The organism is Sulfitobacter sp. (genome assembly GCF_036960155.1).
Taxonomy (GTDB): domain Bacteria; phylum Pseudomonadota; class Alphaproteobacteria; order Rhodobacterales; family Rhodobacteraceae; genus Sulfitobacter.
Genome location: NZ_JBALWB010000016.1, coordinates 55,236 through 75,015, shown reverse-complemented (window position 1 = coordinate 75,015; position 19,780 = coordinate 55,236). Strand labels below are relative to the sequence as shown.

Sequence of the window (19,780 nt, the reverse complement as noted above, 5' to 3'; positions counted from 1 at the left end):
AGGTAGCGTTATGAAGCTAGCATGCGACGATCCGGTGATCCTGAACCAATGGCATCCCCTAAGCTCGTTTGACGAGATCGCGGTGGGAGCAACCCATCACACAGTGCTGTTGGAACAGCCGGTGTCCTATCAGATGACTTCGGTAGGCGACGTGTCGGTGTGGCTTCGCGATGATATCAGTTGTGCCCTTCCTTTGAAACGCGCCTATGGGTTTTTATGGACGTGCCTTGGGACGCCACCTGATGACATTTTTCCCATTTTCGAATTGGATGAACCGGATCGCCAAAATGTAGCGACGGGGGTCTTTGGCGTAAATGTCTCTTTCGGGCGCGCGATCGAGAACTTTTTGGACATGGGGCATTTTCCCTTCGTTCATGCAGGCATTCTGGGTGAAGAACCCCACACAGAGGTCAAAGAATACGACGTTGAGGTCTCCGAAAGCCGCGATGAAATCATGGCGACCCGCTGTCGTTTCTATCAACCACAGGCATCCTTGGCATCGGAAGCCGGCGCGGACGTTGACTATGTTTTTCGGGTCCCACACATCAATTGCGCGCTCTTATACAAATCCAGCCCTGGTTACGAAGCTGAAGGCCGGATGGACGTGATCTATATGTTTTTGCAACCCATGGGTCCGGAATGGACGCGTGCGCACACAGGGATGTGTGTCATCGATATGGACAACAGTTATCAGGGGATACGCTACTTCCAGCAGGTGATTTTCGGACAGGACAAGTCGATCTTGGAAAACCAGCGTCCCAAGCGCTTGCCCCTTGATACGCGCGCAGAAACACCCATTCGCGCTGATAAATCCGCCATTGCCTACCGCAGGTGGCTGACAACAAAGGGGCTGACCTATGGCGTCATTCCAGCGTTGTGATGAGGAGAATGAGATGTATGTAGACTTTAGCCAATGGTATCCCATCGCTTCCAGCAGTGATCTGCCGCTTCGGCATGTGTATCAGGGCCAGTTATGGGGGCGCGAGCTCGCAGTATGGCGTGCCGACGATGGCCACGTCAATGTCTGGGAAAACCGGTGCCTGCACCGCGGCGTGCGCCTGAGCATCGGTCTGAACGAAGGACGCGAACTTCGGTGTATTTACCACGGTTGGCGCTATGCGAACCGGACAGCAGGCTGCACTTATATTCCGGCCCATCCCGCTGATGCGCCAGCGCGCACAATTTGCAACAACACCTATCAGTGCATTGAGGCGCATGGTCTTGTTTGGTCAGCAATTGCCCCCGAGGCAGATCTAACTTTGCCCGTTGCTCTGGATGACACGATGCCCCTGGCACTTCGTCCGATGCCGATATCCGCGCCTTCAAGTGAGGTGAAAAAAATGGCTTGGGACTATCCATTTGGCGCGGTGATCGATCAGGATAGCAAATGTCTGACCTTTCAATCCAGCGACGCAAGATTGCACCTGTTCATTCAACCTGTTGACGCGGGAAGAACAATATTACGCGGCTTACTTTCCCCCACGCCCGCTGATCCAATTGAGGCCATGCAACACCATAATGATGCAATGACGGCTTTACGAGATCGCATCGAACTGGCCGTTGCTGGGGCGCCTCCGCCCGCCGCAATTGATGTGCAATTTGCACCTGTCGCGAAAGAGCTTGCCGAGATGCCAGATAGGGCGCCAGCCGGACCAAAGGTCGAACTCCGGACGAAGGTTGTGCGAAAATGGCAGGTCGCCAATCAGGTTATTGCATACCGCCTAGAGTCGATTGGCGGCCAACTTCCGACGGCACACCCCGGTTCGCATATAGACGTTAGCCTGCCCAACGGTATGTCGCGTCAATATTCGCTGACCAATGGCCCAGGCGAAACAGATCACTATACGATTGGCGTCAAGCGTGACAGTGCATCGCGCGGCGGATCGATTTGCCTACAGGACGACGTTCAAGAGGGAGACGTTTTGGCCATATCTGCGCCACACAACAACTTTCCCTTACGTCGTGATGCGGTGAAAACCATCCTGATCGCCGGAGGTATTGGGCTCACGCCAATGTTGGCGATGGCGCAAGCACTTAAGGTCCAAGACCTACCATTCGAACTTCATGTGTTTGTGCGGTTAAAAAATGATTTGGCATTCCCCAACCTTTTGGATGAATTGGGTGAATCAGTGGTACCATACATCGGGCTTTCGTCAGAGGTAACGGGTGGCGCAATCGCCGATATAGTTGGCAACTACACACTGGGCCAACATGTCTATATCTGTGGCCCCGGCCCGATGTTAGAAGCAGCTCGTGGTATGGCTGCCAACGCAGGCTGGCCGGATAGTGCTGTCCATTTCGAGTACTTCAAGAATACCAACGACATTGATGACAGCACGAGCTTTGAAATCGCACTCGCAAGGTCCGCGTTGACGTTGCAGGTTCCTGCGGGCAAGACAATTCTACAGGTCTTACAGGAAAATGGCATTACAGCCCCAAGTTCTTGTGAACAAGGTGCGTGTGGCACTTGTTTGATGACCGTAATTGACGGCGAACCCGATCATAAAGATGTCTACTTGTCATCAAGCGAACGCGCCTCAAACCAAAAAATTGTGACTTGCGTATCAAGGTCAAAATCACACCGCCTTGTCTTGGATATTTAAGGGAAAAAAATGAGATTGTATGACTACGAACTGTCAGGGAATTGTTATAAAATTCGTCTTTTCCTGAGTATCCTTAACAAGAGTTTCGACACTCAAACGGTCGATTTTTATCCCGGGCGCGAGCATAAATCAGAAGCGTTCTTGGCGCTAAATCCACTGGGGCAATTGCCGATCCTTGAAGACGCCGGACAGGTTCTGAGCGGATCAGACGTAATATTGTCTCACCTTGCCGCCCAGTACGATGCTTCACAAAAGTGGCATCCTCAGAACTTGCGCGGGGATATTTCTAAATGGATACACGTTGCAGACGAGATCACAAAGACCGCATCGGCTGCGCGCCTGCATGATACGTTTTTCTATGATCTCAATATCGACACGGCGCGTGCGGGGGCCAAGAAAGTGTTTCGCAGTTTGGATGAGCACTTGTGGTTTGCTGAACAGCGCGGACACGACTGGCTTGTCCCTGCTGCGCATCCGACCATCGCAGACATCGCCTGTTTCCCTTACGTCGCACTTTCAGAAGAAGGTGGGATATCAAGACAGGACTACCCAGCGATCCGGCGTTGGTGCGATCGGATAAAACGCATCGATGGTTTTTTACCGATGCCGGGCGTCTTCCCAACGAGCAAAGCGGCATGAAACGATCCGCCTTCAAGCAGATCAAGCTCTTCAACGTTGTGATCTATGTGTCAGGGCAGTGTTCACCGGACAAGGATCTATTTTTGGTTTGAGTATTGGGCGTTGTGAGTGGGTAATTGTTGGGAGTTTCGTTTGAAACGGAGGCCCTGATTGCCCTTTAAATTCATCACAGACCAACACGTGAGGTTGTACATGACCGACAGAAATCCCCATGGCCAGAGCCTTGTTGCAGGGAGGCATCTGTAGTCGCAAGTGTCCCTTTCCCATGACACTCTGGCCTCGGGTTAATTAGAAGAAACCCTACCAAAAGCGGCCATTGGCGCACCTGCGGCGAAGGCTCGCTAAGTCCGCTGAGCGGACTCTCACCGTCCCATTTAGCGTTGATTTCGTGTGCAAACGCAGCGAAAGTCGGCAAAGAGCCCACTTTGACTGATGCTGCGTTGTGAATGAATGTCGGCTATATGAGGTGGGTTGGCAAACCTTCTCTAAGGACTGTTGCGCCCGACTTCAAATTTTGGACATACTTCAACACGATTTTCGTGGGGGGGGGTGCAATGCCATCTGACGAGTATAGAGTACTGTTCAAGCAAGCTGGCGGCTTTGTTGCACAAATCGGTCTGAGGCCGATCTCCCCCTTACCCCAGACGGATTTAGCCTACAGCCACGGTACTTGGTATGCCAAGCGCTGTGAAGCCGTTTAGGATCGCAGCGCGGATTTGGATCTCCGCAACCTGGCGATCAAAGTCGCGCGCTGAGAGGCGCTGACCGAGTAATTTCACACAATGCATCTTGGTTTCGACGCGGCTTCTGCGGTGGTATCCGGTCACCTGTCGCCACAGTGCGCGGCCTAGATACTTTGAGGCTCTCACCGCTTCGTTGCGCGCTCTGGCCCCGGGGGTGTCGGGCTTCCATAATTTGACATTCTTGCGCGGCGGTATGACGGCATGGGCATCTCGGGCAGCAATCGTATCGTGACATTTGCGTGTGTCGTATGCTCCGTCGGCTGTAACGCGGCCGAGTTCTTGGTCCGGTGGAATTTGGTTGAGCAGATCTGGCAGAATGGGCGCATCCCCGATACTGCTGCTTGTGACCTCAATTGCTCGTATCTCCAGTGTTTGTTCATCAATCCCTATATGTATCTTACGCCACAGGCGGCGTTTGGGGCCGCCGTGCTTGCGGACGTTCCATTCTCCCTCGCCTTCAGCTTTGATGCCCGTGCTATCTATCAGCAGGTGCAGCGGTCCGGCTGAGCCCTTGTATGGGATCGCGACGGACAATGCCTTCTGACGGCGACATAGAGTGCTGAAGTCTGGGACAGACCAGTCCAATCCGACAAGCTTGAGAAGGCTCGCAACAAACCCTGTCGTCTGCCTCAACGGCAATCCAAACAACACTTTGAGGGTCAGGCAGGCTTGTATCGCCGCATCGCTGTAGGATTGTTGGCGTCCCCGCCGCCCTGAAGGTGCGGCCTCCCACGCCATCTCTGGATCAAACCAGATCGAAAGCGATCCCCGCTTCTTCAGTGAAAGGTTATACTCTGCCCAGTTCCGGGTCTTGTACTTCGTAGGTGTCCAACTGCTCATGTCCGCCAGCTATCACGCTGGATTCACGCAGTGAATCCTACAGAGCCCGATTTGTGCAACAAAGCCCTGCCTGTACAATAATGTTTGCAATCGGAGCGCTACTCGCGTGCTATGAAGCCCCTATTGCAGTCGTTGTGGGGCTTTCGTTCACGACCTTTGCCACAGTTACAACCTTTGTATGCTTCAACGCGTATGTGCTTGATTATGTATCAAAAATTGAGCTGGGAAAGCTCGAAACATCGCGGCTTTTTTACAGTGCGTTGGGATGGACGGTTGGCCCCGTGTTGGGTGTGTTTTTATTTGGTTGGTGGCGGCCAGCACCATTCTTAATCGCAGCCATCGCCGCGTTGACGATGCTTCTCGTCTTTCTCGTAATGCGCCTTGGAGATGGGAAGTTGATCACCAAGAGCCGGGCAGCGCCCGCTAATCCCTTCGCTTACTTTCGAAGATTTGCGGAACAACCACGTCTGATTACAGGTTGGACCTTCGCCGTGATCCGATCATGCGGATGGTGGGTCTATGTCGTGTATCTTCCAATTTATGCCCTCGAAAACGGATTGGGCGAGCAGTTGGGCGGGATTGCGCTTTCGATTTCAAATGGCGCACTTTTCCTTACACCTTTGATGTTCCGTTTCATACAGCGCAGGTCCGTCAAGAAGGCCGTGAGAATCGGGTTCTTGATCTCCGGACTTTTGTTCCTGGTGGCTGGCGCGCCACATGGCTCTCCGCCGATTGCCGTTGTTTGCTTGATGGCTGGTTCCTTTTTCCTGATCTTGTTGGACGTGTGCGCCGGTCTGCCTTTCTTGCTCGCCGTCAAGCCATCAGAGCGCACGGAAATGTCCGCAATATATTCCAGCTTCCGAGATGTGTCGGGTATCCTGACGCCTGGCGCTGCTTGGCTGATCTTACTGGTTTCGCCAATCTCTGGCATCTTCGTTGCAGGTGGTGCAGGGCTACTCATGGCTTGGGTTTTAGCGAACAAGCTGCACCCAAGGCTTGGACAGGCGCGTATCTCTATCGAAGGCCCTGCAAAAATGTATCCGAGTGATCGTAAGAGTCACGCGTCGGGAGGAGACATCGCGCAAGTTTGATTCCCCAAACGATGACATCAAGGGCCGCACGACAAAGTTTAGAAAAAACCTTCGACGATATCGTCGTTCTGTCAGGCCGACCAAGGCAATATCAGAGCTGAAATGATGAGGGCAACAAAATCCAGCCAATATTCTGAGACACCAAAAGCCCTTCAAACAACCCCAGAAACATAGTCCCGAAGCTGACCAGCTTCCTTTTCAGCAGACTGCATGCGGTACCTGACAAGGTCCAGTACGTTCACGACGGCGCATAAGACGCCCTCGTCCGTGATTGGAATATGTCGAACTTGGTGCTCGGTCATGAGCTGCTCTAGCCGCTGCACATTCTCCTTTGCATCACAAGAAATCACGTCATTCGTCATCAAACTGCTTACCGTGATTTGATCCGACAGGTCGCTATTTTTGTTCAGGTATTTGACAATATCGCTACTTGATAGAATCCCCAGCACACCTTCGTTGTCGTCTGTGACTACGAGGGCAGACGTGTCATCGCGGGCAAGTTCGCTGATCGCAGTTGCGATTTGAGCCGTTGGTTTGGTGGTCCGGACATGGAGGTCCAGATCCTTGAGTAATCGTTTGATTGTCATTTGAAGTTTCTTTCGTGAATTATTGTAACTGTTAACTTCCCGCCAAACCGAAGGAGTAAGAGCGTGATTGTCAAAGCAGAGCCGTGCTGTTTGAAGAACTCTTCCACCAGTAGGTTAGCCCGCAAGCCTTTGCCTGCGGGCCTGAAGGCTGACGGTTACATCATGCCGCCCATCCCCCCCATGTCAGGCATGCCATTGCCACCTTTGGACGGTTTGTCAGCGACCATCGCCTCGGTGGTGATGAGCAGGCCCGCAACCGATGCGGCATACTCAAGCGCGATACGGACTACCTTGGTTGGATCGAGGACACCGGCCTTCAGCATATCACCATATTGCTCTGACTGCGCGTCGTAGCCAAACGTCTTGCTGCCGTTCTCAACGATCTTTCCCGCAACAACCGATCCATCGACACCGGCATTTTCTGCGATCTGGCGTAGCGGTGCTTGGAGTGCCTTGCGAATGATGGCGATACCAGCCATCTGATCGGCGTTGTCGCCTTTAAGACCTTCCAGAATCTTGCCTGCATGCACCAATGCGACACCGCCACCTGGTACAACGCCTTCTTCAACGGCTGCACGGGTTGCGTTCAAGGCGTCATCGACCCTGTCTTTGCGCTCTTTCACTTCGATCTCAGTCGCACCTCCAACTTTGATCACTGCAACGCCGCCCGCAAGCTTTGCGAGCCGTTCTTGCAGTTTTTCTTTGTCGTAATCAGAGGTGGTCTCTTCGATCTGCGCACGGATCTGTGTCACACGAGCTGCGATAGCTGCCTTGTCACCGGCCCCGTCTATTACGGTTGTTGTATCCTTGGTGATGTTGATCTTCTTGGCATCGCCAAGCATGTCCATCGTGACATTTTCCAGTTTGATGCCCAGTTCCTCGGAAATCACTTGTCCACCAGTGAGGATAGCTAGGTCTTGTAGCATCGCTTTACGGCGATCACCAAAGCCGGGAGCCTTGACGCCAGCCACCTTCAGGCCACCGCGCAACTTGTTCACCACCAGCGTTGCAAGCGCTTCGCCGTCGATATCTTCTGCGATGACCAAAAGCTGTTTGTCTGCCTTCATCACGGCCTCAAGCAAGGGAACCATCGGTGCCAAAGATGTCAGCTTCTTCTCGTGCAGCAGAATGACGCAGTCTTCCAAGTCCGCGGTCATCTTGGCAGGATCAGTAACGAAGTATGGGCTGAGATATCCGCGATCAAACTGCATACCCTCGACCACTTCGGTCTCTGTCTCAAGGCCTTTGTTCTCTTCAACGGTGATGACGCCTTCGTTGCCGACTTTTGCCATTGCGTCTGCAATTTGTTGACCGATTGCGGCTTCGCCGTTGGCAGAAATGGTGCCAACTTTAGCTATCTCAGCCGTATCGCCTACGGGCCGAGACATTGCTTTGACCTCGGTCACGACTGCGGCTACGGCCTTGTCGATGCCGCGCTTGAGGTCCATTGGGTTCATACCCGCAGCTACGGCTTTCATACCTTCTTTGACGATGGCTTGCGCCAAAACTGTCGCGGTGGTTGTGCCGTCTCCGGCCTCATCATTTGTACGCGATGCTACATCTTTGACCAGCTGCGCGCCCATGTTCTCAAACGGGTCTGAGAGTTCGATCGCCTTGGCGACAGTGACGCCGTCTTTGGTGATGCGTGGCGCGCCAAAGGACTTGTCAATGACCACATTGCGGCCCTTGGGACCAAGTGTGACCTTTACGGCGTTGGCGAGAGTGTTGATGCCCTTGAGCATGCGGTCACGGGAGTCCGTGCCGAATTTGACGTCTTTTGCAGACATGTCGTTATTCCTAATTGAAAAATATGAGTGAAGTAGAACGAACTCAGGCCATAATGCCGAGGATGTCGCTCTCCTTCATGATCATCAGCTCTTCGCCGTCGATCTTAATTTCCGTACCGGACCATTTGCCGAACAGAATTTTGTCGCCAGCTTTGACGTCCATTGCGATACGTTCGCCTGCGTCGTCTTTTGCACCAGCACCGACGGAAACAACTTCACCTTCTTGAGGTTTTTCTTTTGCGTTGTCGGGGATGATAAGGCCGCCGGAGGTCTTTTCGTCTTCTTCGATGCGGCGCACCAAGACACGGTCGTGGAGTGGGGTAAACAACATAGCTATGCTGCCTTTCAAGATTTACAGGGATGGGTGGCGTGCGTAGAGACTCATTGGCACTCGCCACACCTGAGTGCCAATATTGCTGAGATGGCTATGCTTGAGGCTGGGTACAATAGATTGCTAGACATTATTTTTGACAAATCATCCGACGCCAGAAAACTGCCGACTTACATATCCGTATGATCTAGAATCCGCGGGGATTCTGAATCCCAGCCAGCCTCTCGACGTAACGTTTCTGTGGGATCCCATTGATCAACGTCATTGCCACCGATCAGGAACAGGTTGATATCTTTCTGCTGAGATTTTTGGGGCCGAATGACACGAAGATACGAACTTGAGACCAGTTTAAGTGTCATTTTTAGAGCTGCGGCCACGGGCCGATCACTTGTGAGCATTTCTTGTTTCCTCTTGTGAACCTAAACTGTGATGACCCAATACGGGTGAGATCTCAGTTCAAAATGGACGGGCGTTATGACAGCACAAAAAAATTGGTGAGTTACAGAGTAAAGGGGCGGGCGACCGCCCCTTTCTGAAAAATTTACCAACTACTCTGCCCCAATTATTTCCTGGAAGGCTCAACAAGAGCAGCTACTATGGCATGCGCTCCAAAAACAGTTGCTACGCATCCCCTTCAGGGTCAGCGATCAGTTCTGCTTCAACAGCAATGAGCATCTCCTCGTCGTTAACGAGGCCATCTCCGTCTGTATCGATTTCGAGGAACTGCTCTTCAGTGAGATCAGGGTAGATCGCCTGAAGCTCAGCCATCGATGCGAAGCCATCACCATCTGTGTCGACGTCAGCGGTCATTGCACCAACCGACGAGGCAACAAGTGAAACGAGAAACGCCGCAAAAATCATTCTACTCATTAGTTTATCCAATTATTCTTGGGCTGCCATCGGGCAGCCCAAGGATTACAAAAAAATGAAACGCGGGGACGATTAGCGTCCCGAGTTGTGCCCAGGTTTTACGGCGATCACGGGAGGCTTATCCTTGGATTCAGGTTTTGAAGCGGGTTTGGGTTTGGATGTCGATTTCATGTGAAATACTCCTGATCACAGCGGGCGAGATTCGCCCACATCATCAAAATCTCACGTTTGATCGGTCTTGAATAACGAATTTAATGATGCGATATTATTGAAGATGTAAATAGGTGCTGAATGGATATTGAACTCGCCCGAACTTTCTTGGCCGTTGTTGAAGCGGGTAGTTTCATTGATGCCGCCGACAAGGTGCATGTGACCCAATCGACCGTAAGCACACGGATTCGAACGCTTGAACAACAACTCGGTCGACCAGTCTTTGAACGCAGTAAAACCGGCGCAACCCTGACCCCTGCTGGCGCACATTTTGAGCGCCATGCAATAACGCTTGTTCGGACTTGGGCCCAGGCAAAACTCGACGCTGCACTGCCAGCCGAACTGTATGCTTCCTTGGAAATGGGATCGGTTCCAAGCTTGTGGGACGGGTTTCTGATTGACGCAATTCCAAGCCTACAGGCCACCTTGCCAAATCTGGCAGTGAAAGCATCTTGGGGCGATTCTGAAGGCCTGAGTAAGGAGATCGAAGACGGGACACTCGACCTTGCAGTCATGTATCGCCCAAGAAATGCGATGGGCCTTGTCGCCCTGCAGCTCTTCGAGGATGAGTTTGTCCTCGTCAGCAGCGACAAAGATAAATTGACTGACCCGTTTGGCGGGCGCTATGTCTTTGTCGATTGGGGGCCAGAATTTCGTGCAGACCACCTGCTGAGTTTCCCCGACCTCACTTTATCAGGCCTGCATTTGGCAATTGGTACGCTTGGCTTGCAGTACTTGCTGTCCACGCCATCGTCGGGTTACTTCCCTCACAGGATCGTTCAACCCAGCATTGAGGCCGGTTTACTTTATCCAGTGAACAATGCCCCTCGGTTCGCTTACGCGGCACACGCCGTATTCAACCACGAGCAACGCGATAGCTTTCCTGGTCATGCGGCCCAGCATCTGCAAGCCTTTGCACGATCCCTACCTTTTGGAACAACCTGAACGCACATGCCTGATATTCTGAGACGGGACAGCGAGGCCATGTCTTACACGCGTTTTTCAACATAAAATGCCCGCATGTTCACTACAAATCCATGCGGGCTATAAGAATGCGGACCTTGAAAAACGTTCGCCTTTGAATCTCAATGAATACAGTCGCTTTCAAAACGACCCACGTTCCAGACCATACTAAAATGATTCACTTTCGAGCGCCGAAGCATAGACGTCTTGACGCCGTGTCTTTGAGTGCTTCTTGGCGAATTTGCGCAACTGCTTTTTAGACTTCAGGCGAAACGATGCGCTCGTCAGGTTGCGAACTTCGTCACGCAAGTATTTGTCTACAGGTTTGGGTTTGGCCATTTCAAATCTCCTTGGACCAAATTGTGTTTAAGCAACCACATTGGCGCATGCGGCCAGTGCTACACCGATGCTAAAATTTAGAAGCAAGCTTGAATAGTGAATTTTTTCGAGCCTTGATAGTTGAATCATCAATACATCCGCGAAGACATGGATAGTTTGGAATCGATCTATTCGGACGTAATCGAACGTCCGGTTCTAAGAAGCTCGCCGCATTGCAAAGGATTTTGTGCTGCAAGCGCAAGTAAATGCTGCGTGAGCATTCGCTGCGTAGGCAAAAGGCCGGATTGTCCGCATTGTGTCAGTTCATGCGCTGCGCAGCGAATGGCCGCTACACCGCAGCTGAAGGTGAATCCCCGCTCGGTATCCGCTACCGAAAAGCAATAAGTGCGGCATTGGCGGCAGAGCTCGGCGGGGCAGGTCGCGCTGCGAAAGATACAATGATGTGGACAGGTGCAAGCGAGAGAACGGCCAAGAATTGGATTTCCGGAACATATGGACCAGCTGCTGAACACTTGATTGAACTGATGAGGCATTCGGACACTGTGCTGGCTGTTGTTTTGGAATTAGCTGGACGAAATGAAGCAATGAATTCGATACGTCTTGGTCTCGTTCGCAACGAATTGTCTGACATATTGCGGAGCCTGAATGCCATCTGCGACAGGGATGAGGACTGAACGCTCTGGAATTACAATCCACAATCAGCAATCAATGGCGACAGTTGAAACGCGCAGGCATGATCATAGATCTGCATCACGTAACAAATTGGAGACCCACATGACGCAGACCGTTGAGCAAGAAACATTTACCTTTCAAACGGAGGTAGGCCAGCTTCTCGAGATCGTTGCAGGCTCGCTTTATTCAAACCGCGAGGTGTTCTTGCGAGAACTTGTTTCGAACGCCTCGGATGCTTGTGATAAACTCCGTTACGGCGCGCTCACCGATGCGTCTCTCTCCTCAGAGGACGCGCTTGAGATCACGCTTTCGAACGACCCGAAGAAAAAGACGCTGTCGATCTCAGACAACGGTATCGGCATGACCCATGCTGACCTACTTGCGACATTGGGCACCATCGCGAAATCTGGCACTGGGGCTTTTATCGAGGCGCTGAAGGCGGAAGAAAAAGACAAGCCCGGCCTGATCGGCCAGTTTGGCGTGGGTTTTTATTCGGCTTTCATGGTGGCCACGCGGGTTGATGTTGTCACACGCAAAGCAGGTAAGGCTGAGGCATGGCTTTGGTCATCCGATGGCAAGGGCGAATTCTCCATTGCACCGGCCGAGCGCGCGCACAGCGGGACAACCGTCACGCTGCACCTCAAGAAAGACGCCAAGGAATTCGCCGAAGAGGCGCGCATCCGGCACATCATCAAGACGTATTCCGAGCATATAAGCTTCCCTGTCAAATTGGGCGATGACACCCTGAATGCGGCAGAGGCTCTTTGGACCCGTCCCGCCAAGGACATCTCGGAAGAGCAGTATACCGAGTTTTACCGCCACACTTCGCACGCCTACGACGCGCCATGGCATGTGATGCACAACCGCGTTGAGGGCACGTTGAACCACACGAGCCTGCTGTTTGTGCCCAGCACCCAGCCTTTTGATCTGTTCGAGTCCGAGCGCAAGAGCCATGTGAATTTATACGTCAACAGGGTCTTCATCTCGGAGACGACAAAGGATCTGATCCCCGCCTTTCTTCGCTTTTTGCGCGGCGTGGTGGACAGCGAAGACCTTTCGCTGAACGTCTCGCGCGAAATGCTGCAAACAGATCCACAGCTGGCTAAGATCAAGGCCTCGATCACCAAAAAGGTGCTGAGCGAGCTGAAGAAAAAGGCCAATAAGGTGCCAGAGGAATATGCCACGTTCTGGGGCAACTTTGGTTCCGTGCTCAAGGAAGGTCTGGTAGAAGACGCCGCCCTGCGCGACCGCATTCTCGAGATTTGCCGATTTGCCTCAACGGGTGTTGGCGATCTGATCGGCCTTGCTGATTACGTGGCTCGCATGAAAGAGGGGCAAGAAGCAATCTATTACATCGCGGGCGACGATGCGACCCAAGTAGCGCAATCGCCCCATCTCGAAGGCTTCAAAGCCAAAGGCGTTGAAGTGCTGCTGTTGGCTGATCACGTGGACGAGTTCTGGTTACAGCATATCCCGGACTTCGATGGGAAGCCCTTCAAATCAATAACGCGGGGCGCTGCCGATCTGGATCAGGTCCAGTCCGACGACATGCCCGAGGCCGAGGATATGGAAGCAGAGGCAAACCTGTCCGCGCTGATTGCCGCCATCAAAGCTGAACTGGGGGAGGCTGTCAAAGATGTGCGTCCGTCCAAACGCCTGACCGACAGTCCTGTGTGCCTGATTGCCGATGACGGCGATATGGACGTCAATCTGGAGCGTCTTTTGAAGCGCCATGGACAATTGCAACATGGCGCGCCGCGCGTCCTTGAGCTAAATCCAAGTCACCCGATCATCACCAAGCTGGCCGACTGCGCCAAGGAAGAAGCTACAAGCGGCGATGACCTTTTGAAGGACGCAGCACATTTGCTGCTCGATCAAGCCCGCATTGTTGAAGGTGAAATCCCAACAGATCCACCGGAATTTGCACGGCGGCTTGCAGCCGTGATGGCGCGCGCCTTTTCCAAATAGCGACAGCGTGTTGGGCGGACAGATAAAACCGATACATCAGTTCGCCTTTGGCGGTAGCTGGCCCATTGCTGAGTCAGCTAACGCCAAAGACTGAGTGGTACTGGAAATGATATGGTGTTCAAAAGAAATGCTATGATGTGACTCAATTCTGATTATCTAATGAAATCAACGGCCATTTTTCGTGCTGCGGAAAAGGTATGCTATGATCGACAATGTCAATTCATGCGTTGCGCAGCGAATGGCCGCTACATCGCAGCTGAAAGTGCATCCGTGCTCGGTGATTGCTGCAGGACGCGGTAAACAATAGGTCAAGAGACGTCGAACAGCTCTGCAAGATCGCTGATGTATTAGTCACTGGTGTCGTACATGCGGCGCAGTTGTGTTTGGCGGCGATCCCACAACTTTGGCTTTTTGCCCTTGAGCTTACCCTTGGCGCGAGCGATGGTGATGCCTTCCTTTGTTTGAGAACGTCCGCGATGGGCTCTGATGTTTTTCCGCTTCGTAAGTTTACATCGAGAATTGCGACATCAAGCTCCTATTCGTTAGGGAAGAGACCTGGCATCCACCGTCCTGCGAGCTTAGCTGGAAAGGCGAGTTGTAGAGGTGCACGTGTGCTTTCTGATTGAAGCGCGCCAATCTCAAGCAAAGCTGAGGTCACGCGCCGCGCCGTTCTTTCAGTTACTCCTAGAAGAGCAACAACGTCTGCACGGGTTATTGAGCCTTGCAATAATACAGCGCGTAAGACTACGTCTGATCTTGTTGGCAAAGTTCCCGCACGTATTTCTTCTTCTGCCCAAATCAAAATGCGATCCCGAAGGCGATCAGGCTTCATCAAACCTTCCATGAATTTGATCTGATCTATGCAGAGTGTAAGGAAAAAAGCTGTGAAATCAGCAAGCGCGGCTTCGCTTAGCGTGCCGCGCCCATCTCGATCACCACGGCGAGGCTGATCACAGGCGGCGAGATGGCGTTTGTATTCTGCTTCGTTGCGCGCGAGGCCACGCGCAACAGACCAAAGCCCTTTAGTGTCGAGCGCGTTCTTGAGCATGGCATAAGACATCAAACGCGCAACACGCCCATTCCCATCGAGAAATGGGTGGACCCATAACAGACGATGGTGCGCGCACCCTGCAGCAAGAATGGCCTCAATGCGTCCAGCATGTTGGTAAGCGCTATGCATACGGTCAAGAAATCGTGGAACTGAACCTGGACTGATCGCCACATGGCGTCCAACTTCAACATCTCTCGTCCTCAGCTTACCCGGCACTACCGGAATCTTCTCGCCAGTCGATGGCATTTCCACAAAGAGTAGATCGGATGGCAGCAACTCACAGAAACGGCGGTGCATTTCTCTGATCATGTCTGGCTCAGTCGGGCGCCCTCCCAGCCCGTCGCCATCAATCCATTTTTGAACAGTGATGTGCGCTTTGGCTTCGAGTTGTAAATCACGCTTTTTTGGATCAACGCTGTAGTCGTCATTCAACGCCCTCTCAATATCGATGGGGTGCGTGTTGTGTCCTTCGATCAGGTTGCTGTAATAGCAGTTCGTCGAACGTATCAGACCAGCCAGCGCGTCCGCGATGGATTCAGGTAAGCCACTGGAAAAGCGCGCAGAAGTAGTCGCTAAGTCGAGTGCTAAATCACTCAATTCGCTGCGCTTTGGAGAGCCTTCACTAACCATCAAAGGCTCGAATAGGCCTATCGTCTCACCATGGTCTCTTGCCACTTCTTCACTCATTTTGTCCGCTTTCTTTGCCTCAACAGCAAGGTTGTGTAGGCAACAATATCATATAGTTACGAGATATGTCAGCAAATTTTATCCGACACCTTGTCCGCTTTGTTGTCCACTTCCTCGAATGCGTGTAAATGCGCCTGACCGTTTGGCCAAGCGCAGCCGAACTAAGGTCTTGGCGCACGAGATGTCAGCACATCTTCGATGGCGTGCATTGTCGATAGATATCGGGACCGGTTACATGACATGGGTTTTTGCGCACGCTTTACGTTTCCTGCGTACGCTTCTTCTTTTTCAACTTTTGAGTGCGCAGCAAGAAGGCCCTGTTTTCCTTCATTTTTTGTTGTCTGTATCAGAAGTGAAAATCAATCAGTGCGCATGCTATTAGTTTTTCTGGCTCTCTTGATTGTCGGGACGGGCGTAGTTATGCCAAAAACCCTGTTTTGGTTTGCCACGAAGCGGTGTAAGTTTTGCCACGTAGGCGCAACGCACTGAATTAAAGCGATTTTGACCGAATGAAATATTTCGGCCAAAATTTACGGAATGTCCTTGGATGCTGGTGCTATGGTCATGAAATTTTGAAGAAATCGCTGTGCCTGTCGATCCCGATTGACGGGACGCGGGATAGTAGGTCGCCGCAACATCAAAAGTAGTCAAATTGTAGTTCCCGTATCTGACGGGTTTTCGGTTTTTGCGCGGTCCTCTTTGTGAGACCGCGCCGACACGAAAATACGACCGATCTGAGGCCTCGATGGCGTGGATTGCATTCATGCTATGCACAGGCCTCCTACGGATAAAATGACATCTTCATGAGGTAGGCCATGCTGTTATGACAAAACCTAACATCGAGAAATTCGCCACGCTGGACTTTGAAGCATCCAGCTTGTCACAGGAAAGCTGGCCGATTGAAGTTGGTCTGTCGTGGTTGGCTGACGGTGAAGTGCAAACGTGGAGCACATTGATCCGACCTGCACCAGACTGGAACCTTTCCGATTGGGCACCCCAGAGTGCTGCCGTTCATGGAATCGCGCTTGAGGAGCTTGACGATGCACCGGCCGCTTACAGAGTCGTGGGCGATCTGCTGGAGAGCTTGGGAAACAGGGTGCTGGTGTCTGATGCTCCGGAGTTTGAAACACGCTGGCTAACTCGACTGATGAAAGCCGGTGCGCAGGCGACGGTACCCAATGTCGAGGATTATCACAGTGTGTCCTCTGCCAGCTTTTCGGGCTTGGCGCTCGACATGCTGTATGAAGCCCTTGAGCGAAGTCCGGCCCCGTATCGAGCAGGGCCGGATAGTGCACGGCTCGCGCATGCATGGCGCAAAGCGATGAAGTATTAGCGTCTTTCTCATCGAAGCTGGGAGTGGCCGCCTTTAGCGCAGCGGGAAGTACGCCCCAAGTTCACCTGATTTCCAGGTCTTGCGCGGGCCTTTTTGTGAGGCCGCGCGAATCCGGATACTCTGGTGAGTTCGATCCAAAATAAATATCAACACGTGCCAGACCGATAGACTCACCTGCTGCTACAGCGAGTTTGGCCAGGCGCCTTTGTGAAAGGAGTAATTGGGCGACTTGAAGCTGCCACCTTGGTGCAGCGTTACCCCGGGATGAACCCCATGAGCTATCATCAGTCATTCACCAAGCAGCCTTGCCAGAACCTGAAACAGGTTCGCGGGTTTCTTCGCGATCACGGAACGGCTTTGGCAATTGCTGCTTACAAACTCGGCGGTCCAACAGCCAAACGCAATATATACGGGTTTCCCACAGCAAGCGCATTCAGCATACGCATTTTGCCCGCGAGAATGCGCCTCCGTGATCTTTATTCGCATTTCTCCGACCAAAATTCTATCGCTAACCAACAAGTCAGTAATACGAACAACTTGCCCATCAGTTCCGACGATTGCGGCGAGCACTTGTCGCGTGATGGTTCCAGAGGGGGGCAATATGCGACCCTGAGCATTCCCAGCTGAGTTCTGCTCCATGAGGCCTCCGGCAATAAGTTCAAAAAATGAGAAAAAGCAATCTTGAACTCACATATAGTTAGAAAGTTGTCTCATTGAAGCCAAATGCGCAAAGCCTACACTTTACGAAACGAACCAACGGATATTCATACATGGCTTGCAAAGCCAACTGTACTCCAACCATGATGACGCATGACTTTACAAAACCTAATCAAGTCGATACGCGCCCGCCTCGAAGAAGGTGCATACCTGAATGAGGCTGCGGTCTCAGTTGGGATCGTCCTCCCAATCCTTCGGTCTCTTGGGTGGGATGACGCTGATCCCAGTCAGATTGTTCCCGAATTCTCAATGCCGGGTGAGCGCGTTTATAGCACAAACGCCTGCTTAGGGCCGAGATTCAGAAAAAAGAGAAGGTCAGTTCGTATTGTTTCGATCTCTGGCGACAATGATGCCAGCCTTGCCCAAGACAAGAAAGAAAACGCCGCCGATCCAACCTGCGACAACTGAATTAATGGCGATTGCGGTTCCCATCAATGCTAATCCCATGTTCCCAACCAACAGTGTGAGAGCCAAAGCGCATAGGATAGGTACGACCAAAAGAAGCTGAATGAAGATGGAGCATTGACGGAAACGTCTCCAAATATTGGCAGCAAGCGGCTTGGCGCGTTCGAACATTCTGTAGCTTTCTGAAAATTGAATTCTTGAGAGATAATTGCGTAACTAAATAGGCGTGGCGGAGAGCGGAGTTCACCGAACTGCACTGAACCGGGCTCTGGTCATCGAGGGATTGTTGGCCGACAGCGACCCAGGGCAGATTGAACTCAGAAAGATTTTCAATGCGAAGGACGGTGAAGCACTGGCGGATCGGATCAAGAATTCTACGCCTACAAATTAAATCCCAGTTTATCTGAACTGTAATCGCACACAGGCACATATGACGGATAAAACCGGAATTCTAAAGAAGCTGGCGAACGATCCATCGATCACGAAAGGCAAACTGTCTAACGTTGCAAATGATGATCTCGACGATTTTTTGGCTCGGTTTCGAGCTGCTGGAAAACCAGTGCGTAAACCGAGCGATGGCATGATTAACACCATCGAGGCGTCTTTGGTGGCTCGGGTGCCCGCCACAGACATTGTCCGGTTCGTTTTAGAGGGGCGTTTAGCCTGCGTCGAAACCGGCTGTGAAAACTTCGCTTCCGCTCAGTGTTTGTCTGTCCCGCAGAGATTCTGTCAGCGGCTGAGAAGGTAGTTTCAGAGAAAGGCTTATTACCCAAGGATGCGGCAAAGGTAATCGGTTTACCTACAACAGCCATGGAACGCCTCCGGAAAACAATAGACTTGGACGGTCAGCCATTTCTCAAAGGAATTGAGGTGGTCAATGCGCACGGAAAAATCCGCTATTGCTACGCCAAAGAGGACTTGGACAGGTTTTGTGAGGAGTTTGTTACCCTTGGGGAACTTACGGAAGATGCAGGCACAAGCACAAAATCCGTGTCCATGAAGTTGGCCAAAGCAGGCATTGAGCCGATCATGGAACGGAGTGTCCTGACAGCAAAAGTCTTCCGACGAAAAGACCTTTGAGCTATGCCAATATCTCAAAACTCAGGCCGCCCTTCGGGGCGGTCTTTTTTTATGCTGATTATGGCAAAACTTACCCCGATTTACGGCGCAAAACTATGCCCGCCCCCTTGGTAAAAGTGGCTGTGCATTTGAATGAGGGTGGTTTGACGGTACCTTTAAGTGGTTGTTTTTTATGTATATTTCTGGTTGTGTGAAGCCGCGTGGCATAACTATGCCCGCGTCGACACTTGATGTTGATGTTCGACATCGAAAGTCCGTCTTTACGACAAAAGACGGGTTTTCTGGCGAATTTTGCGGGTGATTGAACACCGGTGATCGAAATAGCGTCACATCGGTCTTTGCAGTCTGTAAGGCTATAGAACCAAAGAAGGCGGATCCTTAGGATCCGCCTTTAACTTTTTGTCGATATGTTCCCTCTTCAACGAGGTGTGGAACGTCGCGCATCTTTGACTTGATGGCTGGAGGTCTCTGAATGCTATCAGGGGGGGCGTCACGCAATACTGACCAAAATAGGACCTTTGGCACGGTCAGGGTCAAGGTCTGCTATGCGGACTTTTCAGACATTCGTTTTTCTTACTTCGCTGACGCAGCATTTGCTCGCGTGTGCGGCATGCTTGTCGCTGCCATGCAGCACGTGTCACCAAAGCGGCCGTTCAATCGAGATATTAGAGGCCAAATCCAAACTGTACTTTCGCTGCGCGATGCTGGAACCAACGAGAGGCGGACAAAGCACCAATTCGCTGCGTTTGCGCAGAAGGCGGCTTTTGTCCGCTTTGCAGACATTCGCCTTGGATTGCACACGAGTTGTGCACCTCGATTGGGTACAACCTTATTCCGATGGACAGTCCGTCCATTCCTCCAACG

The 19,780-nt window shown here is 52.0% G+C and carries 20 protein-coding genes; 12 read left to right on the top strand and 8 right to left on the bottom strand.

From position 1 onward, the window contains the following. Positions 1-10 precede the first annotated feature (10 nt). Genes V7775_RS21750 through V7775_RS21740 form a run of 3 tightly spaced genes read left to right on the top strand, consistent with a single transcriptional unit; the run spans position 11 to position 3,242 of the window. Entirely contained in the window at positions 11-880 is an 870-nt protein-coding gene (locus V7775_RS21750; protein ID WP_335754035.1) for an aromatic ring-hydroxylating dioxygenase subunit alpha, read from the top strand. A gap of 13 nt (positions 881-893) precedes the next feature. After that, the gene (locus tag V7775_RS21745) at positions 894-2,603 is read left to right on the top strand and encodes a Rieske 2Fe-2S domain-containing protein (RefSeq protein WP_335754034.1); all 1,710 of its coding nucleotides are present in this window, start codon (positions 894-896) and stop codon (positions 2,601-2,603) included. A gap of 9 nt (positions 2,604-2,612) precedes the next feature. Beyond that, on the top strand, positions 2,613-3,242 hold the full coding sequence (locus V7775_RS21740) for a glutathione S-transferase (protein ID WP_335754033.1): 630 nt from the start codon (positions 2,613-2,615) through the stop codon (positions 3,240-3,242). Positions 3,243-3,892: 650 nt separating this feature from the next. Here V7775_RS21740 and V7775_RS21735 read toward each other — a convergent pair. Next, positions 3,893-4,825, bottom strand: a complete 933-nt coding sequence (locus V7775_RS21735; protein WP_335754032.1) for an IS5 family transposase — start codon at positions 4,823-4,825, stop codon at positions 3,893-3,895. A gap of 80 nt (positions 4,826-4,905) precedes the next feature. Here V7775_RS21735 and V7775_RS21730 point away from each other — a divergent pair, with 80 nt between their 5' ends. Beyond that, positions 4,906-5,916, top strand: a complete 1,011-nt coding sequence (locus V7775_RS21730; protein ID WP_335754031.1) for an MFS transporter — start codon at positions 4,906-4,908, stop codon at positions 5,914-5,916. A gap of 152 nt (positions 5,917-6,068) precedes the next feature. Here V7775_RS21730 and V7775_RS21725 read toward each other — a convergent pair whose 3' ends face one another. The 5 genes from V7775_RS21725 to V7775_RS21705 form a co-directional block, all read right to left on the bottom strand. Continuing rightward, complete coding sequence (locus V7775_RS21725; protein ID WP_335754030.1) at positions 6,069-6,503, bottom strand: CBS domain-containing protein; 435 nt, start codon at positions 6,501-6,503, stop codon at positions 6,069-6,071. A gap of 155 nt (positions 6,504-6,658) precedes the next feature. Then, positions 6,659-8,290: a chaperonin GroEL gene (gene groL, locus V7775_RS21720; RefSeq protein WP_335754029.1), complete on the bottom strand. Its 1,632-nt coding sequence runs from the start codon at positions 8,288-8,290 to the stop codon at positions 6,659-6,661. A 43-nt stretch (positions 8,291-8,333) separates the two neighbouring features. Next, the gene (gene groES / locus V7775_RS21715; protein WP_335754028.1) at positions 8,334-8,621 is read right to left on the bottom strand and encodes a co-chaperone GroES; all 288 of its coding nucleotides are present in this window, start codon (positions 8,619-8,621) and stop codon (positions 8,334-8,336) included. Between the two features lie 170 nt (positions 8,622-8,791). Then, complete coding sequence (locus tag V7775_RS21710) at positions 8,792-9,019, bottom strand: hypothetical protein (RefSeq protein ID WP_335754027.1); 228 nt, start codon at positions 9,017-9,019, stop codon at positions 8,792-8,794. Between the two features lie 223 nt (positions 9,020-9,242). Next, positions 9,243-9,491: a hypothetical protein gene (locus V7775_RS21705; protein ID WP_335754026.1), complete on the bottom strand. Its 249-nt coding sequence runs from the start codon at positions 9,489-9,491 to the stop codon at positions 9,243-9,245. 291 nt (positions 9,492-9,782) lie between these two features. Here V7775_RS21705 and V7775_RS21700 point away from each other — a divergent pair, with 291 nt between their 5' ends. Continuing rightward, complete coding sequence (locus V7775_RS21700; protein ID WP_335754025.1) at positions 9,783-10,646, top strand: LysR family transcriptional regulator; 864 nt, start codon at positions 9,783-9,785, stop codon at positions 10,644-10,646. A 186-nt stretch (positions 10,647-10,832) separates the two neighbouring features. Here the strand turns inward: V7775_RS21700 and V7775_RS21695 are convergent, their stop codons facing one another. After that, the gene (locus V7775_RS21695; protein ID WP_335754024.1) at positions 10,833-11,003 is read right to left on the bottom strand and encodes a hypothetical protein; all 171 of its coding nucleotides are present in this window, start codon (positions 11,001-11,003) and stop codon (positions 10,833-10,835) included. Between the two features lie 245 nt (positions 11,004-11,248). Between V7775_RS21695 and V7775_RS21690 the strand changes: the two genes are divergently transcribed. Both V7775_RS21690 and htpG read left to right on the top strand, forming a co-directional pair. Beyond that, positions 11,249-11,677, top strand: a complete 429-nt coding sequence (locus V7775_RS21690) for a hypothetical protein (RefSeq protein ID WP_335754023.1) — start codon at positions 11,249-11,251, stop codon at positions 11,675-11,677. A 100-nt stretch (positions 11,678-11,777) separates the two neighbouring features. Beyond that, positions 11,778-13,643: a molecular chaperone HtpG gene (gene htpG, locus V7775_RS21685; protein ID WP_335754022.1), complete on the top strand. Its 1,866-nt coding sequence runs from the start codon at positions 11,778-11,780 to the stop codon at positions 13,641-13,643. A gap of 535 nt (positions 13,644-14,178) precedes the next feature. On the opposite strand, the gene V7775_RS21680 is transcribed toward htpG, so the two are convergent. Further along, entirely contained in the window at positions 14,179-15,381 is a 1,203-nt protein-coding gene (locus V7775_RS21680) for a Fic family protein (protein ID WP_335754021.1), read from the bottom strand. Between the two features lie 823 nt (positions 15,382-16,204). Between V7775_RS21680 and V7775_RS21675 the strand changes: the two genes are divergently transcribed. From V7775_RS21675 to V7775_RS21655, 5 genes are all read left to right on the top strand, one after another. Beyond that, positions 16,205-16,714, top strand: coding sequence for a 3'-5' exonuclease (locus V7775_RS21675; protein ID WP_335754020.1), 510 nt, complete (start codon positions 16,205-16,207; stop codon positions 16,712-16,714). Positions 16,715-16,987: 273 nt separating this feature from the next. Next, entirely contained in the window at positions 16,988-17,341 is a 354-nt protein-coding gene (locus tag V7775_RS21670) for a hypothetical protein (RefSeq protein WP_335754019.1), read from the top strand. Positions 17,342-17,524: 183 nt separating this feature from the next. Further along, positions 17,525-17,839, top strand: a complete 315-nt coding sequence (locus V7775_RS21665; RefSeq protein ID WP_335754018.1) for a hypothetical protein — start codon at positions 17,525-17,527, stop codon at positions 17,837-17,839. Positions 17,840-18,266: 427 nt separating this feature from the next. After that, entirely contained in the window at positions 18,267-18,584 is a 318-nt protein-coding gene (locus tag V7775_RS21660; protein ID WP_335754017.1) for a hypothetical protein, read from the top strand. Positions 18,585-18,706: 122 nt separating this feature from the next. Then, complete coding sequence (locus V7775_RS21655; RefSeq protein WP_335754016.1) at positions 18,707-18,916, top strand: hypothetical protein; 210 nt, start codon at positions 18,707-18,709, stop codon at positions 18,914-18,916. Positions 18,917-19,780: the final 864 nt, after the last annotated feature.